Below are 21,098 nucleotides of genomic sequence, written 5' to 3' on the forward strand. Positions count from 1 at the left end.
TGGCCGCTCGCCGCGCGATTCGCCAACCCGCGGGAAAGCGGCTAGAATGGCCTCCTGCCGGAGGTTATAAGAATGTTAAATAATGGATGTGTGCCGTCGGAAACAGGCCAGACTATGACGACGGCTGATTGTCGCTTTACCCGCGTGATGGCCGAGCAGGCGGCGCGTGCCCGTCTGACGCTGGACGACGATCAGCTGTCGCTCATCGCCCGCCTCGACGCCCTGGGCCAGCAGCTGTTGTCCGCGCCCGGCACGCCGCAGGGACTGTACGTTTGGGGACGCACCGGGCGAGGGAAAAGCTTTATTCTCGACCACTTTTTTGCCAGCCTGCCGCTCGCCGCCAGGCGTCGGGTCCATTTTCATCACTTCTTCCGCGAACTGCATCAGCGGCTGAATGCCCCCGGCGCGCCCGGCCTGCAGGCGGTGATGATGCAGATGACCTCCGGCTGCCGCCTGCTGTGCTTTGACGAATTTCATCTTCACGACCCCGGCGACGCCATGCTGATAAAGGCGCTGCTGGAACACCTTTTTCAACGGGGCATCGTGCTGCTGGCAACCTCTAACTACCCGCCGGAGATGCTGCTGCCTAATCCGCTGTATCACGATCGCTTTTTACCGTCGATCGCGCTGATCCGCGCCCACCTGGCGGTCGTCGCGCTTAACGGCGAGGAAGATTATCGCGAACGGCACCTGAGCCAGGATAACGCCTTCTGCAGCGGGCGGCTATGGGTTAACCCGAGCGAACAACAGCGTCAGCTGTACGATCTGCCCTCGCTGCCTGCCGAACCGGTTCCGCTGGCGGTAGGCTATCGCACGCTGCAGGCGGCCGCGGCGTCACCCGACTTGCTCCATTTCTCTTTTGCCCAACTCTGCCAGGCCGCCACGGCGGTGATGGACTATCTGGCGCTCAGCGAACGTTATGCCGTCTGGTTGCTGGACGAGGTGCCGCCGCTGGCCACGGTAGGGCCGGCGGCCCAGCAGCGCTTTATCAACGTGATTGATGTGCTGTATGAAAAGCAGATCCGCCTGCTGCTGGTGACCCGCTGCGACCTGGAGACGCTGGTGGCCGGGGTGGAACTGGAGGATATTCAGCGAACGCGGAGCCGCCTGCAACAGCTGCCGCGGGCGGTATAAAAAAAACGCCCCGGCGGGTGCCGGGGCGAGGGGATCACAGGTCGAAACGGTCGAGGTTCATGACCTTGGTCCAGGCGGCGACAAAGTCATGCACCAGCTTCTGCTGCCCGTCGGCGCAGGCGTAGACTTCCGCCAGCGCGCGCAGGACCGAGTTGGAGCCAAACACCAGATCCACGCGGGTGGCGCTGTACTTCGCTTCGCCGGTTTTACGGTCGCTGCCGGTAAACAGCTCCGCCCGATCATCGGCCGCTTTCCAGACGGTGGCCATATCCAGCAGGTTGACGAAGAAGTCATTGCTGAGCACGCCAACGCGGTCGGTAAACACCCCGTGTTTGCTGCCGTCGTAGTTGGCGCCCAGCACGCGCAGTCCACCCACCAGAACCGTCATCTCCGGAGCGGTTAAGGTCAGCTGCTGCGCTTTATCGATCAGCAGCGTTTCCGTCGACACACCGCCCTCGATGCGACGGTAGTTGCGGAAGCCATCCGCCAGCGGCTGCAGCAGGTCAAACGACTCGACGTCGGTCTGCTCAGGCAGGGCGTCGACGCGGCCTGGAGTAAACGGCACGTTGACGCTGACGCCGGCCGCCGCCGCCGCCTGCTCCACGCCGACCACGCCAGCCAGCACGATGATATCGGCCAGTGACGCTTTGCCGGAGGCGCGCTGGATCGCCTGCAGGGTCGGCAGCACCCGACTGGCGATAGCATTGACCGGCCAGTCTTTCTGCGGGGCCAGCGCCAGACGCGCGCCGTTGGCGCCGCCGCGCTTATCACCGCCGCGGAAGGTGGAGGCGGAGGCCCAGGCGACCGACACCAGCTCACTCACCGACAGGCCGGCGCCGGCGATGGCGGTTTTCAGGCTGGCGATGTCGTCCGCGCTCGGCTGATGGGTCGCCGCCGGCAGCGGATCCTGCCAAATGAGATCTTCTTTCGGCACTTCCGGCCCGAGGTAACGGGATTTCGGCCCCATATCGCGGTGGGTCAGCTTGAACCACGCCCGGGCGAACGCCTCGTTAAAGGCCTGCGGATCGTTGAGGAAGCGACGGGAGATCTTCTCAAACTCCGGGTCGAAGCGCAGGGTCAGGTCGGTGACCAGCATGGTCGGTTTGCGCTTTTTACCCGGGTTAAACGGATCCGGGATAATTTCCGGCGCGTCTTTGGCTTCGAACTGGATAGCGCCCGCCGGGCTGCGGGTTTGCACCCATTCGTATTTGAACAGGTTCTCGAAAAAGTAGTTGCTCCACTGGGTGGGCGTCTGCGTCCAGACCACTTCCAGACCGGAGGTGATGGCATCCGCGCCTGCGCCGCTGCCGTAGCTGGAGTGCCAGCCCAGACCCTGAGCTTCCAGCGGGGCGGCTTCCGGCTCGGCGCCGACGTGGCTGGTCTCGGCTGCGCCGTGGGTTTTACCCAGGGTGTGGCCGCCGGCGATCAGCGCGACAATCTCTTCATCGTCCATCGCCATATTGCCGAAGGTGGCGCGAATGGCCGCCGCGGCGGACAGCGGCTCGCCGCTGGCGTTAGGGCCTTCCGGGTTAACGTAGATCAGCCCCATTTCAGTGGCGCCGATGGCCTGTTTCGCCAGGCTTTCCGGGTGACGGTGGGCCAGCCACTCTTTCTCATCGCCCCAGTCGACGTCCAGATCCGGTTCCCAGACATCTTCACGGCCGGCGCCGAAGCCAAAGGTGCGGAAGCCGGCGTTTTCCAGCGCCACGTTACCCGCCAGCATGTAAAGGTCGGCCCAGGAGATTTTCTGGCCATATTTCTGTTTCACCGGCCACAGCAGACGGCGGGCCTTATCGAGGCTGACGTTATCAGGCCAGGAGTTCAGCGGCGCAAAGCGCTGCTGTCCACGACCCGCGCCGCCGCGACCGTCAACGGTGCGGTAGGTGCCGGCGCCGTGCCAGGCCATACGAATAAACAGACCGATATAGCTGCCCCAGTCTGCCGGCCACCACTCTTGCGAATCGGTCAGCAGCGCTCTGAGGTCAGCCTTCAGCGCGGAGTAATCGAGCTTTTTAAACTCTTCCCTGTAGTTAAAATCCTCACCCAACGGGTTGGAACGACTGGAGTGCTGGTTCAACAGATCGACACGCAGCTGGTTAGGCCACCAGTCGCGGTTGCCGGTGCCGCTGCCGGCGCTCTGCTTGGGCGTCTCGGCGTGGAAAGGGCACTTTCCGGCGGATGCGTTGTTGGATGGGTCGTTAGACGTGCTCATATCAGGCTCCGTTTGCTTTTGTTAATGCCGTTACGATATACACTGCTACCAATAAGCGATATTTGAATGAGTCTACGGATTTAATAGCTAATTCCGTTCAACGAAGGGCGAAACACCCTTTTATATGCCCTGGCGGATCCAGGGGTAAAAAATACACCTCATCATTAACCATAGTCGTAACGAGACGGCAAAGGAAACGATCTGTATCAAACGGGCAGAAGGAATGCTAATTGTTTGAGATATGACAATTTTACTATGAGAAAAGGATGAGGGTTTTCCGCTGCGCGAGCGTAACGAATGCCCGACGCAGGGGTTGTTGGCAAACGCAGAATAAGCTAATACTTAGACACCATGTGACTGGCGCTAAAGACAGAATACTGTTGGGGAGCATGGTCAACGTCGCCGCGCGCCTGGGCATTACCGCTATCTGGAGATAAGTTATGCCTGAATTAGCTTCTTTAATGGCCTTTGCCGCGGTGGCGCTGGGGTTAGTGTTAACCCCTGGCCCCAATATGATGTATCTCACTTCGCGTTCGATTTGCCAGGGAAAACGCGCTGGCTTTATCTCCCTTGCCGGGGTGGCCGTGGGTTTTTTCTTCTATATGTTGTGTGCCGCTTTCGGCATTACCGCGTTGGTTTTCGCGGTCCCTTACGCCTACGATGCATTGCGTTTGTGCGGGGTCGCTTATTTGCTCTATCTGGCGTGGCAGGCGATTAAACCGGGAGGGCGGCCGATATTCGCGGTGCGCGACTTACCCGCCGACAGTGGACGTAAGCTGTTTCTGATGGGATTTATCACCAGCCTGGCGAACCCCAAAGTTGCCATCCTGTATTTGTCCCTGCTGCCGCAATTTATCACCCCCGGACTCGGCAGCGTGCTCAGCCAGTCGTTGATATTAGGCTGTACCCAGGTATTAATCAGCGTGGCGGTGAACGGCCTGATTATCTTGCTGGCCGGGCAGGTGGCGCTTTTTCTTGGTCGGCGGCCGGGCTGGCAACAATTTCAACGCTGGCTGATGGCGACGGTACTGGCCGGGATGGCGGTTAAGATCGCTTTTGAGGCCAGAAAATAACCGGGTTTACCGGGGAAAGGTTAGCCAGCGAGACCTGTCGCTGGCCAACCTCGCGCCCTGATGCCTTGCTCTCACTGCGCAAGGCTCTCCACGCTCTAACATGCTGAAACATTTCTGCCAGATCATTAGCAACCTTTCAGTAGGGCTAACGCCGCGATAAGGCTATGCTTCCCGGCCGTTACGCCGTTGGTTTTTCCCGTGATCCAGGTGATGTACCGCTAATGCCCCTTTTGAGAGATGAAATTCGCGACCACTCCGCGGAAGAGATGCTGTTTATCCGCCGGGCCGCAATCGCCTTTCTGCTGGTGGTGGTCTGCTTTGGCGTGCTGATTTTCAACCTCTACCATCTGCAGGTGGAGCAGCACGATTTCTACCAGACCCGCTCCAACCAAAACGATATCAAAATGCTGCCCATCGCCCCCAGCCGCGGGCTGATATTCGATCGCAACGGCATTCCGCTGGTGCAGAATATTACCCTGTATCGCCTGCAGGTGATCCCGAGCAAAATTCCCGATATGGCCGCGCTGCTGCAAAGCCTGACGCCGATTGTCGACCTGACGCCGGACGACATCGCCAGTTTCCGCGACGATATGCACCACAGCAGCCGCTATAAAGCGGTTACCCTCAAGTCCGACCTCAGCGACGTAGAGGTGGCCCGCTTCGCGGTCAACGAATTCCGTTTCCCCGGGGTGACAGTGGAGAGCTACCAGCAGCGTGAATACCCCTACGGCGCAGAGCTGGCGCACGTGGTGGGCTATGTGTCGAAAATCAACGACAGCGACCTGCAGCGGCTGGCGAAAGACGGTGAAGAGGAGAACTATGCTGCCGACCACAATATCGGCAAGCAGGGGATCGAAGGCTATTACGAAAAAGCGCTCCACGGCACCACCGGCTACCAGGAGGTGGAGGTGGATAACCACGGCCGGGTGGTACGTCTGCTGAAAGAGGTACCGCCGGTGGCCGGGAAAAACCTCTACCTGACCCTTGACCTGCACCTGCAGCAGTATATCGAGTCGGTGCTGAAGGGGCAGCGCGCGGCGGTGGTGGTGGTCGATCCTCGTGATGGCGGGGTACTGGCGATGGTCTCCAGCCCCAGCTACGATCCTAACCCGTTCGTCAAAGGCATCGGCTATCAGGCCTATAAATCGCTGCTGGATAACCCCGACCGACCGTTAATCAACCGTGTCACCCAGGGGCTGTATCCCCCGGCCTCGACGGTGAAGCCCTATATGGCGCTCTCGGCGCTCTCCGCGGGCGTGATCACGCCGAATACCACCTTCTTCGGGGCGCCGACGTGGACGCTGCCGGGCACGCAACGCCGCTATCGCGACTGGCTGAAAACCGGCCACGGCATGCTCAACGTCACCAAAGCCATTGAAGAGTCCGCGGACACCTTTTTCTACCAGGTTGCCTTCGAGATGGGTATCGACCGGATCCATGAGTGGCTGAGCAAGTTCGGCTACGGCCAGTCTACCGGCATCGATCTCAATGAGGAGTATGCCGGGGTGCTGCCGAGCCGGGCGTGGAAGCAGCGGGTGCATAAAAAGCCCTGGTATCAGGGGGATACCATCTCCGTCGGCATCGGCCAGGGATACTGGATCGCCACTCCCATCCAGATGGTGAAAGCGCTCACCACGCTGCTGAACAATGGTAAGGTGCAGGATCCGCATCTGCTCTATTCGATGAAGCAGGGCAATCATGTGGAACGTTATCAGCAGCCGGCGAACCTGCCGCAGGTCGGCGATCCGAAATCCCCCTACTGGGGCATTGTGCGCAACGGCATGTATGGGATGGCGAATCTGCCCAACGGCACCGGCTATAAACTGTTCCATACCGCGCCGTATCAGATCGCGGCAAAGTCCGGGACCTCGCAGGTGTTCAGTCTGAAGCAAAACCAGACCTATAACGCCAAAATGATCCCGGTGCGTCTGCGCGACCACATTTTCTATACCCTCTTTGCCCCTTATCAGCATCCGAAGGTGGCGATGGCGCTGATCCTGGAGAACGGCGGCGGGGACGGGGTGGTGGCCGGACCGACGGCGCGCGCCATCCTGGACCATATTTTTGTCCCGCAGCAGGCGCCGGCGGCGGCCGCCGACGTGCCGCAGCGGGAGAGCGCGGACGCCCAGTAAGCGGCAGGACTTATTCCGCAGGCGCATCGTTCATAGAAATTGGTTATTTGTCCCCTTATCTTCCCGGCGGCATAGTATTTTTAAGGAACATGACGAGTGAGGAGGAAGGGTGACACGTAAGCGATTATTGCTGGTTCAGACCGGGACGCCCCCGGCAGCCATCCGCGAGGAGCATGGCGATCTGCCGCGCTGGTTCCGCACGCTGCTGGCGCCATGGCAGGCGCAGCTCACCGCGGTACGGGTGTTTGAGGACGAGCCGCTGCCGGCGCCGGATCGCCAGACGGTGGCGGTGCTGACCGGCTCCTGGGCGATGGTTTCCGACCGCCTGGCGTGGAGCGAACGGACCGCCGACTGGATCCGTCAGGCGGTGGCTATCGGCATGCCGCTGTTCGGCGTTTGCTATGGCCATCAGCTGATGGCTCATGCCCTGGGTGGCGAGGTGGCGTATCATCCAGCCGGACGGGAAAGCGGCAGCCAAACCGTTTCGCTATCGCCGTGGGGTGTCGACGACCCGCTGCTCCGGGACCTGCCGGCCGCCTTTCCCGCGCATCTGAGCCATATGCAAACCATTACCCGCCTGCCGGAGGGGGCCACGGTGCTGGCCGCGTCCGCTCACGACCCCCACCAGATCGTGCGCTACGGGCCGCATGCGGTCTCCACGCAGTTTCACCCGGAGTTCACCGCGCCGATTGCCCGCGCGCTGATCCGCTACCGGGAGGCGGTGCTGCAGGCAGAGGGCATCGACCCGCAGCGGTTATACAATGAGGTGCAGGAGAGCCCGCAGGCCGCGGCAATCCTCACGCGCTTCGTCAGCGCCTTTCTGCCCCCTGATGCACCCGGCCATTAATCCCCTGCAGTGAACAGCACCCGCCAGCGGCGACGTCGGCGGGACATCTCGTGGGCCAGGTCAACGACCGCTTCGACGCGCAGCGCGTCAGCCGCCTGCGCCGTCAGCTCCGGTAAAGCATACTTCTGACGCAGGGCGACCAGCGCCTGCGCCTCGGGCGGCGTCCGGGCGCGGACCTGTGCGGCCAGGCGCTGCTGTAGCGGCCTGAAGGCCGCCTCATCCAGCGGCGGCAGCTGGCGCAGAAAGGTTTTGCAACAGCGCAGCAGTTCCGCGGCGCGGCGGTCCGGGGACTGGAGCGCCATCAGCAGCCCGTCGCGATCGGCGACGCGCTGATAGCGGCAGCTCACCACATAGCCAATCTGCTGCTCTACCCGCAGGCGCTGGAAGAAGAGCGGTTCGCAGCGCTGCGCCAGCACCCGCAGAGCCGCCAGCGAGGCGCCATCCGGCAGCGGAATAAAGACCAGCAGCGCCGTATCGCCCCCGGGGAAAGCCAGCCGTTCGACGCCGCGACGGCAGGGGTCGGGGAGGCTGCCCGGCGGGTTGACCGGGACGGTAAGCAGGCTCAGCTGGCGCGCGACCCACCGCGCATCCTCCGCGCTACCGCCGGCCAGGGCCGCCAGCCAACCTGCCTGATGCTCTGATGTGACCAACCGTTCGGGGAGCTGGGCCATGAGATGACGGATAGCAATACTCTCCGGCGGCGGGGTCAGCGGGTCGGCCGGGAGCGCGAGCTGCCGCACGATGGCCTGCAGAATAGCCTCCGGCCGCCGGCCGGCAGCTGGCAACTGCAGGAGCAGCTGCCAGCTGCCGTCGACGCGATGCCACTCGCCGTGGCCCCCGGCGTGGCGCAGCGCGGCGAGCAGCGGGCGCAGCTGTTCCCCGCGCGCCAGCCCCTCGGCCTGAGTGGGCGAGCAGGAGAAGGGCGGTCGGAGCAGGAGCCTCGGCGGCTCTCCCGGTGACGGGAGGTGGAGCAGCGGCGCGGCTTGCGCCGGGCTTTCGGCCACGAGGCCGCCAGCGGCTTGCGGATAAAAAGCGAATTTCAGCGCCGGGGCAGTGACCGGGCGGCGGCGCCAGCGGCTGAGCGGCAGGCTAAAGCCCTGGGTGGCAACAGGCTCCCCTGGGGAAAGGATCTGGCAGGCCAGGCTGACCGTAGGGGCGGCCTGCAGGGCGGCGCAAAAATCGGCGAACCCGGCGGGCGGCGCGCCGGGGGCAAAGCCGAATGCCCGCTGGCGCAGCTGATCGAGGGGCGACAGCGCCTGAAAACGGCGCCGGGAGAGCTGATAGTAGTGTTGCTGCTGGTCTGGCGTCGTCCGCTGTAGCGCCTGCAGCCAGTGGGTTATCTGCCGGTCGACCTGTTCCGGCTGGTCGCTGGCGAAGACCAGCGCCAGCCAGCCGAGGTGCCGATCCTGATACAGCCAGTTCAGCGCTACCTCTTGTGCCTGACCACGCTGGCGCAGCCCGGCCATCAGGCTGCCGGGGGCTTCATCGAGCAAAAACTCGCGCAGTAAGGTGACGTTGTCACTTAAGGCGATCAGCGGACAGCGCCACAGGGCGGGCCGGGCGTCGACCGCCAGCTGCAGCTCAGTGGTCTCGCCCAGGCGCAGCGGCGGCGCCGGCGGCGGAGCCTCGCCTGCGGCAAGCCCGGCGGCGAAACGGACCGCCAGCTCGCCGAGCGCCTCCAGCGACTGCGGCCCCTGCAGCCAGAGCTGCATCCGCCGGGCGACGTAATGGGTGTGGTGAAAATCGCGTAAGGCCGCCTGCAGTGCAGGGAGATCGCCCGCCAGCGCGTCGGCGCTGCCTACCTGAAAGCGGCGAAACGCCGCGGGCGCGCTGGCGGCGTGACGCACGGCGGCTTCCCGGCGCGACGGCTCATGCTGCTGGATAAGGCGGTACTCGGCGTCAATCACCGCCACTTCGCGCTGAATATCTTCCCTGAGCAGCCGCGGCGCCTGCAGCATCTCCTGTAGACGCGCGACACCGTCAGCCAGACCATCGGCGGCGACCTCGAAAAAGAACGCGCTATGGCGGGCCAGGGTGGTGGCATTCACGCTTCCGCCCTGGCGCTGCACCCAGCCCATCAGCCGGTCATCATCCCGGTAGCGCTCACCGCCGTAAAACAACAGGTGTTCCAGCAGGTGCGCCAGCCCGGGGAAGCGCGAGGGTTCGTGGTGGCTGCCGGCGGCGACCCGCGCCAGGGCCGCCGCGCGTTCGGCCTGCGGCTGATGGACCAGGGTGGCCTGCAGGCCGCCCGGCAGCGTGACGGTGCGGGTCGCCAGCGTCATTACAGGTCCCGGGTTTTGTAGATCAGCTGCGAGCTGGCCCGGTTGCGGAACTGCAGCTGGCTGACTTTTATCTCGCTGCAGGCCGCTTCGCGCCGGGCGTCGAGGATTTTGTGATGATGCGGGGATTTGCTGCACACCGGGTCGGCGTTATCGGCGCTGCCGGTCAGCATAAAGGCCTGGCAGCGGCAGCCGCCGAAGTCTTTCTCTTTTTCATCACAGGAGCGGCACGGCTCCGGCATCCAGTCATACCCGCGGTAACGATTGAAGCCGAACGAGTCATACCAGATCGACTCCAGACTCTGCTCCAGCACCGACGGAAACGCCACCGGCAGCTGGCGCGCGCTGTGGCACGGCAGGGCGGTGCCTTCCGGGGTGACGCTGAGGAAAATCGATCCCCAGCCGCCCATGCAGCCTTTCGGCCGCTCTTCGTAATAGTCCGGGGTGACAAACAGCAGGTTGGTGAGGTTGCCGCTGGCGGCCATTTTCTGCCGGTAGTCGGCGACCACCTGCTCGGCGCGGGCGATCTGCTCCCGGGTCGGCAGCAGCCCCTCGCGATTGAGGAACGCCCAACCGTAAAACTGGCAGGTGGCCAGCTCAACGTCATCCGCTTCCAGCTCAATGCACAGCGCGATAATTTTATCCAGCTGATCGATGTTGTGCCGGTGCAGAACGAAGTTGAGCACCATCGGATAGTCGCGCGCTTTCACCGCTCTGGCCATCGCCAGCTTCTGCTGGAAGGCTTTTTTGTTGCCGGCCAGCGCGGCGTTGAGCACTTCATCGCTGGCCTGGAAGCTAATCTGGATATGGTCCAGCCCGGCCTCGCTGAAGGCGTCGAGTTTGCTCTCCGTCAGCCCTATCCCGGAGGTGATCAGGTTGGTATAAAACCCGAGGTCGCGCGCGGCGCGGATCAGCTCCGGCAGATCTTTACGGGTCAGCGGCTCGCCGCCGGAAAAGCCCAGCTGAACGCTGCCCATCGCCCGCGCCTGGCGAAAGACCTCGATCCATTGTTCGGTGGTCAGCTCTTTTTCCTGTTGGGCGAAGTCCAGCGGATTCGAACAGTAGGGGCACTGCAGCGGGCAGCGATAGGTTAGCTCCGCCAGCAGCCACAGCGGCGGATTGACGGCGGGTTTACGCTGGCTCACGGCAGGTGATCCACTTCTGTTGACAGGCTATCTGCAGGAACTCGATGACGTCGTCATCAACGCCCCCGGCTTCCGGGAAACGGTCGTTGAGCATGGCGATAATCGCCGCGACGTCGCGCCGGCCATCCACCAGCTCGAGGATCGCCGCGGCGGTCTCATTGAGTTTGGCCATTCCCTCCGGATAGAGGATCACATGGCCCTCCTGGGCGGCTTCCCACTGCAGGCGGTAGCCGCGACGAAAGGCGACGATGGAGGTTTTTTGCATGATTACACCAGTCGGGTCGTGTGCCAGGCCGCCTTGTCGGTGACCGTATGATAGGGCGGGCGCTGCAGGGCATAGGCCATGGTCATGGCGTCGAGCATCGACCATAAAATGTCGAGCTTAAACTGCAGGATCTCCAGCATCCGGTTCTGTTTTTCAGCGCTGTCGCAGTAGGCCTTCGCCAGCGCCAGGCCATGCTCCACGTCGCGGTTAGCCTGGCTCAGACGGCTGCGGAAGTAAAAATAGCCTTCCTCTTTGATCCACGGATAGTGCTGCGGCCAGCTGTCGAGGCGCGACTGATGGATCTGCGGAGCGAACAGCTCGGTCAGGGAGCTGCAGGCCGCCTCCTGCCAGCAGGCGCGACGGGCGAAGTTAAGATAGGCATCCACCGCGAAGCGCACGCCGGGCAGCACGTGGCGCTCGCTGAGCAGATCGTCGCGGCTCAGACCGACCGCTTCCCCCAGCCGCAGCCAGGCTTCAATCCCGCCGTCCTCGCCGTGGCTGCCATCGTGGTCGAGGATCCGCTGCACCCATTTGCGCCGGGTCTGCGCGTCCGGGCAGTTGGCCATGATCGCCGCGTCTTTCAGCGGGATAGTGGTCTGGTAATAAAACCGGTTCGCCACCCAGCCCTGAATTTGCTCGCGGGTCGCGTCGCCGTTATGCATGGCGATGTGGTAAGGGTGGTGAATATGGTAGAAGGCGCCTTTGGCCCGCAGGGCCGCTTCAAAGGCCTGCGGCGACAGCGTGTCGATGATCAGCATGCGATATCCTGAAGGGTGATAGCCATCCCGTCCCAGCTCACTTCAATCCCCTGCTGCGTCAGCGCCTGACGCTGGGGAGAGCGCTCGTTAAGGATCGGGTTGGTGTTATTGATATGAATAAGAATTTTGCGTTTTGCCGGCAGGGAGGCCAGCAGGGCCATCATCCCGTGCTCATCGCCGAGCGCCAGGTGGCCCATATCGCGGCCGGTATTGCGCCCGACGCCGGCGGCCTGCAGTTCGTCATCCTGCCAGACGGTGCCATCGATCAGCAGACAGTCCGCTTTTTGCAGCCAGGGCAGAATGGTCTCATCCGGCTCACCGAGCCCCGGAGCGTAGAACAGCGTCTGCCCGTTGCGGCGGTTTTCGATAAACAGCGCCACGTTATGGCCCGGCAGCGGCCGGTCGCGATACGGCGAATAGGGCGGCGCGTTGCTGGCGATAGGCACCGCGGTAAACCGCAAATCAGGACAGGCGTCAACGGTAAAAGGCTGCTGCGGCGCGATGGGGTGATGCACCAGGCCGCCGTTCCAGTGGCGCAGCATGGTAAACACAGGGAAGCCGGTGGAGAGATCCTCATGGACCTCCGGGGTGCACCACACCTGGTGCGGGCAGCCTTCGCGCAGGCTGAGTAACCCGGTAGTGTGGTCGATCTGGCTGTCGGTGAGAATAATGCCGCCGATATGCGTTCCGCGCAGCACGCTGGCTTTATTTAACTCGGGCGTGTGGGCAATCTGCTGGCTGATATCCGGCGAGGCGTTGCACAGCACCCACTCTTGACCGTTATCGCTGACGATGATCGACGACTGGGTGCGGGCGCTGGCCTGGATCGTGCCGTCGCGCAGACCCTGACAGTTGGCGCAGTTGCAGTTCCATTGCGGGAAACCGCCGCCGGCGGCGGAACCGAGGACTTTAATGAACATGAAGACGGACCGGGTAATGAAAAAAGAGGCCCGCGCGAACGGCGGGCGGGGCGATTAGCGGTTAGAAATGTACAGCGTCACTTCCAGACCGAGACGTAAATCGATAAAAGCAGGTTTCTTCCACATGTTTTGTTCCTCTTAAAAATGACGACAGGCCTCACGGATAATGCAGGATCTGTGACGGCCGCCGCATATTGCGCTTCACCGGGAGAGAGATCAACCCGGAATCTGTAAGGATTTAACTTTATGTTTACAATATAACCTATTGTTGCCAAACATTTTTTAATACCCGCAGCCAGTTACGCCACAGCAGCTTATCCAGCACCAATTGATCATAGCCGCTGTCACGCAAGGCATTGATAAGCCGCGGTAAGCCGGCCACATCTCCCAGCGCGTCCGGCAGGGTGACGCCGTCAAAATCCGATCCAAGGGCCACATGATCCTCACCCATTATGTTAATAAGATAGTCGATATGCCGGATGATGGTGGCGAAGGGCGTGTCGCTATCGCGCCGTCCGTCGGCGCGCAGGAAGGCGTTGCCGAAATTAACGCCCACCACGCCGCCGCTGTCGCGGATCGCTCGCAGTTGCCGATCGGTCAGGTTGCGCGGCTGTGGGCACAGGGCGTGGGCATTGGAGTGGGTGGCCACCAGCGGGGCGGTGGAGTGACGGGCGGTATCCCAAAAGGCCTGTTCATTCATGTGCGAAACATCGATCTGCATCTTCAGGGCGTTGGCCTGGGCAATGAGCGCAATGCCCTCGCCGGTAAGACCCGGCCCGCTGTCCGGACTGCCGGGAAAGGCGCCGGTGACCCCGCAGCCGAAGCGATTGGCGATGTTCCAGAACGGACCTATGCTGCGCACCCCGGCGCGATAAAAGTCCTGCAGATCTTCGCCCTGGGCGTCGAACCCGCCGGCGCCTTCGATGTGCGCCACCATCGCCAGCGCCTTATCCTGACGGCAGCGTTCGATATCCGCCGCGCTCAGGCACAGCCGCGCGCGGCTGGCGTCATGGGCGCAAATCGCTTTGAGGATAGCCAGCTGCTGCCAGAGGATCGTTAATGGGTCCCACGCCTGACTGGCGTACTGGGGCGCCACGCGGGCGATATACTCCTGCGGCGGTACAAAGAGGGCGAACAGGCCGCCGGCCAGACCGCCCTGGCGAATACGCGGATAATCGAGGTGGCCGTTCTCTATCCCGGCAAAGAAGGCGTTCACCGGATCCTCGCGATGGTGAAGCCAGAGATTCAGCAGCAGGTCATTGTGACCATCAAAAATCGCCACAGCGGGCTCCTGGGTTATCAGGTGGTAAAAATGGCTGTCACGGTAGCGGATTTATGCCCGGGGGCAAGCAGAAATTCACAAGCCAGCAACAATTGCCAACATTGATTATGTATCACACTGTATCCCGCGGCGGATCGCTGACATGAAGAGATAAAAACGGCCCCGGTCGGGCACACGGCGGATACAAATTTCCGCTTAACTGGTTACGTACTCTCTTGATGACGATAAAAGGTGACATAGCGATGAACAGATTATCCCTGATCCGGTATACCAGCGCCGCGGCGCTGGGGTTATCCACCCTGTGGTCCGCCGCCGTTTGCGCCGCTGAAGATGCGGGGGCGTTCGACAAGATCCACCAGATCCACGCCGGCGATCTGAATATTGGCTACGTGGATATCGGCCCGCGCGACGGCCAGCCGGTGATTCTGCTGCACGGCTGGCCCTACGATATTCAGAGCTATGCCCAGGTGGCGCCAGCTTTAGCGCAGAAGGGCTACCGGGTGATTGTGCCGTATCTGCGCGGCTACGGCACCACCCGTTTCCTCTCCGCCAGCACGCCGCGTAACGGTCAGCCGTCGGCGATGGCGGCCGATATTGTCCATCTGATGGATGCCCTGAACATCAGGCAGGCGGATCTGGCCGGCTTTGACTGGGGGGCGCGCACGGCGGATATCGTCGCCGCGCTGTGGCCGCAGCGGGTGAAATCCCTGGTCTCGGTGAGCGGGTATCTGATCAGCAGTCAGCAGATTGGCGAAAAACCGCTGCCGCCGCAGGCGGAGCTGTCGTGGTGGTATCAGTTCTATTTTGCCACTCCGCGCGGGGAAGCCGGTTACCGGCAGAACACCCATGACTTTGCGAAATTTATCTGGCATCAGGCGTCGCCGCAGTGGCCATTCAGCGACGCAACCTTTGCCAAAACCGCCCGGGCGCTGGATAACCCGGACCACGTGGCGATCACCATCAGCAACTACCGCTGGCGCCTGGGGCTGGAGAAGGGAGAAGCGAAGTATGCCAGCTATGAACAACGGCTGGCGGCGCTGCCGCCGATTACGGTGCCCACCATCACTCTGGAAGGGGCGAATAACGGCGCGCCGCATCCGGCTCCCGCCAGCTACCGGGCCAAATTTATCGGTAAATATGAGCACCGGGATCTGCAGGGGCCGGTGGGCCATAACCCGCCGCAGGAGGACCCGACGGCGTTTGTGCAGGCGGTGGTGGATGCCGATCGTTTGTAACCCGCGCCTTGCCGGCGGCGCGACGTTGCGCTTCCGGCAACACGGCTTATGCTTGTGAAGAGTCTATTTTGCCGCAGGAGCAGCCTTTGGAGCGTATTGACCACATCATGGTCGTCGATGACGACCGCGACATCCGGGAACTGATTGTCGACTATCTGGAAAAATCGGGATACCGCGCTAGCGGCGCGGCGAACGGCAAAGCCATGTGGTCGGTGCTCAAAAACCATCAAATCGACCTGATTGTGCTGGATATCATGATGCCGGGGGAGGATGGTTTAACGCTCTGTCGCCAGCTGCGCGCAAACCCGCAACAGGATATCCCGGTGCTGATGCTCACCGCCCGCACCGACGACAGCGACCGGATCCTCGGCCTTGAGATGGGGGCTGACGACTATCTGGTGAAGCCCTTTGTGGCCCGCGAACTGCTGGCGCGCATCAAAGCCATTTTACGCCGCACCCGGGCGCTGCCGCCCAACCTGCAGATCACCGAGGCGGGCAGGCTGATCGCGTTTGGCGACTGGCTGCTCGATACCGCCGCCCGCCATCTGCTGGACGACAGCGGGGCGATTGTCGCCCTCAGCGGGGCGGAGTATCGACTGCTGCGGGTGTTTCTCGACCATCCCCAGCGGGTGCTGAACCGCGATCAGCTGCTGAATCTGACCCAGGGACGCGACGCCGAACTGTTTGAGCGGTCAATTGACCTGCTGGTGAGCCGGCTGCGACAGCGCCTGCGGGAGGATGCCCGCGAGCCGGCCTACATTAAGACGGTGCGCAGCGAAGGCTATGTGCTGTCGGTCCCGGTCTCCATCCGCGAGAGGCATGAATGAGGTTCTGGCCCGCCTCGCTGCAGTCGAGGCTGATGGCGCTGCTGTTTCTGGCGCTGCTGCTGGCGAATACCTTAACCCTGTCGCTGCTGTTTTATGAGCGTATGAGCAGCGCCCGCAGCGTGATGCTGGGCAATCTGGCCTCTGATGTCGCCACCAGCGTGGCGATCCTCGACCGTCTGCCGCCCGCTGAACGCCCGCAGTGGCTGCCGAAGCTGGCGCGCGGCAACTACCGCTATCAGCTGGACGCCGGCGAGCGCGGCGACTACCCGGACAGCTGGCGCGCCCGCGACGCGGCGCGCTCCCTGCAGGAGGCGTTGAGCGCGCAGTATCCGGTGAGTATTGTGGCGATCCCCGGTCCGCGGCAGCATATCCAGGCCCATATTACCCTCCACGATGGCGCCCCCTTAACCCTCGACCTGTGGCCGAAACTACCGCCCATCGCCCGCTGGCTGCCGGTGGTGCTGATCGCTCAGTTTGTCCTCCTGCTGGCCTGCGCCTGGTACGCGGTTCGCCAGGTACTGCAGCCCATCACTCGCTTTACCCATGCGGTGAATGCGCTTGAGCCGGCCAGCGACACGGCGGGAACCATGGCCGAGCAGGGGCCGGAGGAGGTGCGCCGTGCCGCCCGCGCGTTTAACGCGATGCAGACCCGCATCCACGATCATCTGCAGGAGCGGGCGCGGATCCTCGCCGCCATCTCCCACGATCTGCAAACCCCGATCACCCGGATGAAGCTGCGGGTGGAGATGGCCGACCAGCCTGAACTGCGCGACAAACTGCTGCAGGATCTCGACAATATGACCCGCCTGGTGCGCGAAGGTATCGCCTTCGCCCGCACCTCGCAGCCGCTGGAGGAGGCGCGCCAGCGGCTGAACCTTGACGCCTTTCTCGACAGCATCGCCTGCGATTATGCCGATGTCGGCCGGCCGGTGCGGTTTTGCCCCGAGGCACGCGCCGGAGTGGTGTGGATCCCACCGCAGGCCCTGCGCCGGGTGATGACCAACCTTATCGATAACGGGCTGAAATTCGGCGCCACGGTAACGGTCGCCCTGAACCGCGACGCCGCCGGGGATATCTTCATTCATGTGCTGGATGAGGGGCCGGGGATCCCTGAGGCGTCGCTGCAGGCGGTGCTGCAGCCCTTTTTTCGCCTGGAGGACTCGCGCAATCGCGATACCGGCGGCACCGGCCTGGGGCTGGCGATCGCCGCGCAGCTGGTCAGCCAGATGAACGGCACGCTGCGCCTGGCCAATCGCCCGCAGGGCGGTCTGGATGCCAGCGTGCGTCTCGCCGCGCAGGGATTGTATCCTGCTGTATCACCGGCGCAGATAGAAAACTAAGCCGACAATTCTCCCGCTTTCCCGACACATCCGCTCTACATCCCCTTGCTGTAATGTCGTGGCTGCCACCTTCGGCAGCGATGGCATAATGAGGAGAAGGCGATGTCGATATTGATTGCATTTTTGGGCGGGATGTTAACCCTGCTAAGCCCCTGCACGCTGCCGGTGATCCCGCTGCTGTTCGCCAGCGTCCGGGGCCGCCGGGGGCAACTGGCGATCATGCTGGCGGGCATGGCGATGATGTTCGGCGCTGTCTCGTGGCTGGTGACGGTCGCCAGCGGTTGGGTCGTGAATCTGACGCTGGCTGGGCGCGGCCTGGCGCTGGCGTTCTTCGCTCTTGTCGGGCTGAGCCTGCTTTCGCCGCGCGTCGCGCAGCGGCTGACGTCACCCCTGGTGGCGCTGGGGAATCAGCTTAACGACGCCAGCTCACGCCAGCGCGGCTGGATCGGTTCGCTGCTGGCCGGGCTGGCGGTGGGTCTGCTGTGGGCGCCGTGCGCCGGGCCGGTACTGGGGGCGATACTGAGCCTGGGTTTTGTGCATCCGGGCCAGGCGACCACCGGCGGGTTGCTGTTAGCCTACGGCGGCGGCGGGGCGCTGATGTTATTCCTGCTCGGGTGGTGCGGCGCGGCGTTGATTGCCCGTCTGCGTCGCGGGCTGGCGTTCGGCGAACGGCTGCGCCGGCTGGCGGGGGTGGCGATGCTGGCCTCGGTGGCGCTGATCGCCAGCGGCGGCGACCGCTATTTGCAAAGCGCGGGAGAATGGAGTCAGGCGCTGGAGCAGCGGCTGGCCGCCCGTCTGCCGCAGCCAACGCAAAAAACGGTTCTGCAACCGATTGCGACGCCCGAGCCCAGCAGCGCGATGCCTTCGCTCGCGGGGGGCAGCGCATGGCTCAATAGCCCGGCGTTAACCCCGGAGAGTCTGAAAGGCAAAGTGGTGCTGGTGGACTTCTGGACCCGGGAGTGCATCAACTGTCAGCATACCCTGCCTTACGTGCGCGACTGGGCGAACAAATACCGCGCGGCCGGGCTGGTGGTGATTGGCGTCCATACCCCGGAATATCCCTGGGAGCGTTCGCTACCGCTGCTGCGCGAGGCGGTGAAGGCGTGGCGGATAACCTACCCTGTGGTGGCGGATAATGAGTACGCCATCTGGAACGCCTTCGGCAATCAGTACTGGCCGGCGCATTACATTTTCGACGCACGTGGGCAACTGCGCTATACCGCCTTCGGCGAAGGGGATTATGCCCGCCAGGAGCAGGTGATCCAGCAGCTGCTGCAGGAGAGCAAAGCCTGACCCGCGGACGTCGGTGACTGCCGGACGGTTCCCTTTATCCCTTATGCCCATTGCCGGGCGGCGCTGCGCTTGCCCGGCCTACAGGAGCGCGCAGGGAGAATGTAGGCCCGGTAAGGCGCAGCCGCCACCGGGCGTTGAAACGGGAAGGGTGCTCGATGCTCATTGCCGGGCGGCGCTACGCTTGCCCGGCCTACAGGAGAGCGCAGGGAGAATGTAGGCCCGGTAAGGCGCAGCCGCCACCGGGCGTTGAAACGGGAAGTGGGCTGGATGCCTGTTGCCGGGCGGCGCTACGCTTGCCCGGCCTACAGGAGCGCGCAGGGAGAATGTAGGCCCGGTAAGGCGCAGCCGCCACCGGGCGTTGAAACGAGAAGGGTGCTGAATGCTCATTGCCGGGCGGCGTTACGCTTGCCCGGCCTACAGGAGTGCGCAGGGAGAATGTAGGCCCGGTAAGGCGCAGCCGCCACCGGGCATCGAAGCGGGAACGGCGCAGAATGCTCATTGCCGGGCGGCGCTACGCTTGCCCGGCCTACAAGAGAGCGCAGGGAGAATGTAGGCCCGGTAAGGCGCAGACACCACCGGCATTGAAACGGGAAGGGTGCTGGATGCTCATTGCCGGGCGGCGCTACGCCTGCCCGGCCTACAGGAGTGCGCAGGGAGAATGTAGGCCCGGTAAGGCGCAGCCGCCACCGGGCGTTGAAACGGGAAGGGTGCTCGATGCTCATTGCCGGGCGGCGCTACGCTTGCCCGGCATACGGGGTTACGGAGCCGCGTGTAGGCCCGGTAAGGCGCAGCCGCCACCGGGCATCGAAGTGGGAACGGCGCAGAATGCTCATTGCCGGGCGGCGCTACGCTTGCCCGGCCTACAGGAGCGCGCAGGGAGAATGTAGGCCCGGTAAGGCGCAGCCGCCACCGGGCGTTGAAACGGGAAGGGGGCTGGATGCCTGTTGCCGGGCGGCGCTACGCCTGCCCGGCCTACAGGAGCGCGCAGGGAGAATGTAGGCCCGGTAAGGCGCAGCCGCCACCGGGCATTGAAACGGGAAGGGTGCTGGATGCCCATTGCCGGGCGGCGCTGCGCTTGCCCGGCCTACAGGAGAGCGCAGGGAGAATGTAGGCCAGGTAAGGCGCAGCCGCCACCGGGCGTTGAAACGGGAAGGGTGCTGGATGCCCATTGCCGGGCGGCGCTGCGCTTGCCCGGTAAGGCGGGTTACGTAGCTGGTGGAGACAAAATGTTTGCCGGGGTAACAGACGTTGCTGAACGGTTCCCTCTCCCTCCGGGAGAGGGTTAGGGTGAGGGAAACTGGCGTGACACTGTCACCGAACAACCCACTCCTGCAGGGCCTCGGACATCAGTTCGCCGAGCAGCGTGACCGCGGCGGAATGGGGTTCCTGACGCGGGGTTTGTTGCAGACTGACGGCCAGGTTGCCGGGGGATGGCAGTGATCCGCCGGCGGGGCGCAGATTGCCTGGCATGCCGATGCGGCTGCGTACCGTCAGCCCCAGGCCGGCCTGCACCGCCGCCCAGATGCCGCTCAGGCTGTGGCTGACGAACACCACCTGCCAGGGGATCCCTGCGGCATCGAGACAGGCAATAGCGCGGGAACGCATCAGGCACGGGCTGTCGAACATCACCAGCGGCAGCGGCTCGCCGGACGCCAGCCGCGCGCGAACGACAAAGTCAGGATGCGCAATCCACGCCAGCGGGCAGCGGCCCAGCCCGGGGCCCTGATCTTCGGTTTGCCACAGCAGCGCCAGATCCAGCGTCTGCTCCGCCAGCGCCTGGCGCAGCGGGCCATTGCGATCCACCCTGGCGACGATCCGCACCTGCGGATGGTGGCGGGTAAACTGCCCAAGGATCCCCGGCATCAGCGATTCGCCAAAATCTTCCTGCATGCCAAGGTGAATTTCGCCAGTGAGCCTTTCGCCCTGCAGCGCGCGCAGGGTTTCATCATTGAGCGCCAGCAGCCGTCTGGCGTAGCTCATTAGCTTTTCGCCCTCCGCGGTCAGCGCCAGGTGCCGCCCCTGTTTAACCACCAGCGCGGCGCCGCACTGACTCTCCAGCTTTTTGAGCTGGGCGCTGACGGCGGAGGTGGAGCGCGCCAGACGCTGCGCCGCCAGGGCGAAGCTGCCGCACTCCATGCCGGTCACAAAGCTGCGCAGGGCGTCAAGATCGAGGCCGGTTAAGCGTTTCTCCATTATCATCCTTATTACCGGGACGTTGGATTCTGGCGATTGCCATTATCGGGACCTTACTGTGGCATCGTGGCGGGCAGGCGTCAACGGACCCTGCGGCGAGAAGCGTAGAAGTCGCGCAGGCAGGCATAAAAAAAGCCGATAAGGGAACTTATCGGCTTAGTGC

Annotated in this window: 17 protein-coding genes and 1 riboswitch; of the genes, 8 read left to right on the forward strand and 9 right to left on the reverse strand. The window is 63.4% G+C overall.

Going from position 1 to position 21,098, the window contains the following annotated elements; all coding sequences use genetic code 11:
- The first annotated feature begins 72 nt into the window (after positions 1 to 72).
- Positions 73 to 1,134 (forward strand): cell division protein ZapE, encoded by a 1,062-nt coding sequence (zapE, locus tag ACOI6Z_RS19190; protein ID WP_420687484.1) that lies wholly within the window; start codon positions 73 to 75, stop codon positions 1,132 to 1,134.
- Between the two features lie 34 nt (positions 1,135 to 1,168).
- Here the strand turns inward: zapE and katG are convergent, their stop codons facing one another.
- Positions 1,169 to 3,346: a catalase/peroxidase HPI gene (katG, locus tag ACOI6Z_RS19195; protein WP_044523422.1), complete on the reverse strand. Its 2,178-nt coding sequence runs from the start codon at positions 3,344 to 3,346 to the stop codon at positions 1,169 to 1,171.
- Positions 3,347 to 3,689: 343 nt separating this feature from the next.
- A riboswitch (ZMP/ZTP riboswitch) is annotated at positions 3,690 to 3,769 on the forward strand.
- Between the two features lie 17 nt (positions 3,770 to 3,786).
- Here katG and ACOI6Z_RS19200 point away from each other — a divergent pair.
- The 3 genes from ACOI6Z_RS19200 to ACOI6Z_RS19210 all read left to right on the forward strand — a co-directional run bounded on the left by ACOI6Z_RS19200 (position 3,787) and on the right by ACOI6Z_RS19210 (position 7,398).
- Positions 3,787 to 4,419: a LysE family translocator gene (locus ACOI6Z_RS19200; protein WP_023289802.1), complete on the forward strand. Its 633-nt coding sequence runs from the start codon at positions 3,787 to 3,789 to the stop codon at positions 4,417 to 4,419.
- A 221-nt stretch (positions 4,420 to 4,640) separates the two neighbouring features.
- Positions 4,641 to 6,551 carry a penicillin-binding protein 2 gene (gene mrdA, locus ACOI6Z_RS19205; protein ID WP_032452966.1) on the forward strand — a complete coding sequence of 637 codons (1,911 nt, stop codon included), beginning with the start codon at positions 4,641 to 4,643 and terminating at the stop codon, positions 6,549 to 6,551.
- A 109-nt stretch (positions 6,552 to 6,660) separates the two neighbouring features.
- A complete protein-coding gene (locus ACOI6Z_RS19210) occupies positions 6,661 to 7,398 on the forward strand; it encodes a glutamine amidotransferase (protein ID WP_101996766.1) in 738 nt (245 codons plus the stop codon).
- On the opposite strand, the gene pqqF is transcribed toward ACOI6Z_RS19210, so the two are convergent.
- The 7 genes from pqqF to ACOI6Z_RS19245 form a co-directional block, all read right to left on the reverse strand.
- A complete protein-coding gene (gene pqqF / locus ACOI6Z_RS19215) occupies positions 7,395 to 9,680 on the reverse strand; it encodes a pyrroloquinoline quinone biosynthesis protein PqqF (RefSeq protein ID WP_420687485.1) in 2,286 nt (761 codons plus the stop codon). The genes ACOI6Z_RS19210 and pqqF overlap by 4 nt on opposite strands.
- Positions 9,680 to 10,822, reverse strand: coding sequence for a pyrroloquinoline quinone biosynthesis protein PqqE (gene pqqE / locus ACOI6Z_RS19220; protein ID WP_032452962.1), 1,143 nt, complete (start codon positions 10,820 to 10,822; stop codon positions 9,680 to 9,682). The genes pqqF and pqqE overlap by 1 nt, the downstream gene beginning before the upstream one ends.
- The gene (gene pqqD / locus ACOI6Z_RS19225; RefSeq protein WP_372418776.1) at positions 10,809 to 11,087 is read right to left on the reverse strand and encodes a pyrroloquinoline quinone biosynthesis peptide chaperone PqqD; all 279 of its coding nucleotides are present in this window, start codon (positions 11,085 to 11,087) and stop codon (positions 10,809 to 10,811) included. The genes pqqE and pqqD overlap by 14 nt, the downstream gene beginning before the upstream one ends.
- 2 nt (positions 11,088 to 11,089) lie before the next feature.
- The gene (pqqC, locus tag ACOI6Z_RS19230) at positions 11,090 to 11,845 is read right to left on the reverse strand and encodes a pyrroloquinoline-quinone synthase PqqC (protein WP_132133612.1); all 756 of its coding nucleotides are present in this window, start codon (positions 11,843 to 11,845) and stop codon (positions 11,090 to 11,092) included.
- Positions 11,839 to 12,765 (reverse strand): pyrroloquinoline quinone biosynthesis protein PqqB, encoded by a 927-nt coding sequence (gene pqqB / locus ACOI6Z_RS19235; protein WP_420687486.1) that lies wholly within the window; start codon positions 12,763 to 12,765, stop codon positions 11,839 to 11,841. The genes pqqC and pqqB overlap by 7 nt, the downstream gene beginning before the upstream one ends.
- A 54-nt stretch (positions 12,766 to 12,819) precedes the next feature.
- Positions 12,820 to 12,891, reverse strand: coding sequence for a pyrroloquinoline quinone precursor peptide PqqA (pqqA, locus tag ACOI6Z_RS19240; protein ID WP_002905689.1), 72 nt, complete (start codon positions 12,889 to 12,891; stop codon positions 12,820 to 12,822).
- Between the two features lie 136 nt (positions 12,892 to 13,027).
- Complete coding sequence (locus ACOI6Z_RS19245) at positions 13,028 to 14,047, reverse strand: dipeptidase (protein ID WP_180265903.1); 1,020 nt, start codon at positions 14,045 to 14,047, stop codon at positions 13,028 to 13,030.
- A gap of 242 nt (positions 14,048 to 14,289) precedes the next feature.
- Here ACOI6Z_RS19245 and ACOI6Z_RS19250 point away from each other — a divergent pair, with 242 nt between their 5' ends.
- The 4 genes from ACOI6Z_RS19250 (at position 14,290) to ACOI6Z_RS19265 (ending at position 18,742) form a co-directional block, all read left to right on the forward strand.
- Positions 14,290 to 15,282 (forward strand): alpha/beta fold hydrolase, encoded by a 993-nt coding sequence (locus ACOI6Z_RS19250; protein ID WP_171878710.1) that lies wholly within the window; start codon positions 14,290 to 14,292, stop codon positions 15,280 to 15,282.
- 86 nt (positions 15,283 to 15,368) lie between these two features.
- Positions 15,369 to 16,109, forward strand: a complete 741-nt coding sequence (locus tag ACOI6Z_RS19255; protein WP_132133615.1) for a response regulator — start codon at positions 15,369 to 15,371, stop codon at positions 16,107 to 16,109.
- A complete protein-coding gene (locus ACOI6Z_RS19260) occupies positions 16,106 to 17,449 on the forward strand; it encodes an ATP-binding protein (RefSeq protein WP_420687487.1) in 1,344 nt (447 codons plus the stop codon). The genes ACOI6Z_RS19255 and ACOI6Z_RS19260 overlap by 4 nt, the downstream gene beginning before the upstream one ends.
- Before the next feature lie 102 nt (positions 17,450 to 17,551).
- Positions 17,552 to 18,742, forward strand: coding sequence for a cytochrome c biogenesis protein/redoxin (locus tag ACOI6Z_RS19265; RefSeq protein WP_112201506.1), 1,191 nt, complete (start codon positions 17,552 to 17,554; stop codon positions 18,740 to 18,742).
- 1,311 nt (positions 18,743 to 20,053) lie between these two features.
- On the opposite strand, the gene ACOI6Z_RS19270 is transcribed toward ACOI6Z_RS19265, so the two are convergent.
- Positions 20,054 to 20,947: a LysR substrate-binding domain-containing protein gene (locus ACOI6Z_RS19270; protein ID WP_420687506.1), complete on the reverse strand. Its 894-nt coding sequence runs from the start codon at positions 20,945 to 20,947 to the stop codon at positions 20,054 to 20,056.
- Positions 20,948 to 21,098: the final 151 nt, after the last annotated feature.

It is taken from the genome of Klebsiella sp. C239, from assembly GCF_048822715.1.
Lineage (GTDB): Bacteria > Pseudomonadota > Gammaproteobacteria > Enterobacterales > Enterobacteriaceae > Klebsiella > Klebsiella quasipneumoniae.

Bases quoted from the DNA above. Each gene is read 5' to 3' on its own strand.
- zapE (WP_420687484.1), top strand. From the start codon at position 73: ATGTTAAATAATGGATGTGTGCCGTCGGAAACAGGCCAGACTATGACG.
- katG (WP_044523422.1), bottom strand. From the start codon at position 3,346: ATGAGCACGTCTAACGACCCATCCAACAACGCATCCGCCGGAAAGTGC.
- ACOI6Z_RS19200 (WP_023289802.1), top strand. From the start codon at position 3,787: ATGCCTGAATTAGCTTCTTTAATGGCCTTTGCCGCGGTGGCGCTGGGG.
- mrdA (WP_032452966.1), top strand. From the start codon at position 4,641: ATGCCCCTTTTGAGAGATGAAATTCGCGACCACTCCGCGGAAGAGATG.
- pqqF (WP_420687485.1), bottom strand. From the start codon at position 9,680: ATGACGCTGGCGACCCGCACCGTCACGCTGCCGGGCGGCCTGCAGGCC.
- pqqD (WP_372418776.1), bottom strand. From the start codon at position 11,087: ATGCAAAAAACCTCCATCGTCGCCTTTCGTCGCGGCTACCGCCTGCAG.
- pqqC (WP_132133612.1), bottom strand. From the start codon at position 11,845: ATGCTGATCATCGACACGCTGTCGCCGCAGGCCTTTGAAGCGGCCCTG.
- pqqB (WP_420687486.1), bottom strand. From the start codon at position 12,765: ATGTTCATTAAAGTCCTCGGTTCCGCCGCCGGCGGCGGTTTCCCGCAA.
- ACOI6Z_RS19250 (WP_171878710.1), top strand. From the start codon at position 14,290: ATGAACAGATTATCCCTGATCCGGTATACCAGCGCCGCGGCGCTGGGG.
- ACOI6Z_RS19260 (WP_420687487.1), top strand. From the start codon at position 16,106: ATGAGGTTCTGGCCCGCCTCGCTGCAGTCGAGGCTGATGGCGCTGCTG.
- ACOI6Z_RS19265 (WP_112201506.1), top strand. From the start codon at position 17,552: ATGTCGATATTGATTGCATTTTTGGGCGGGATGTTAACCCTGCTAAGC.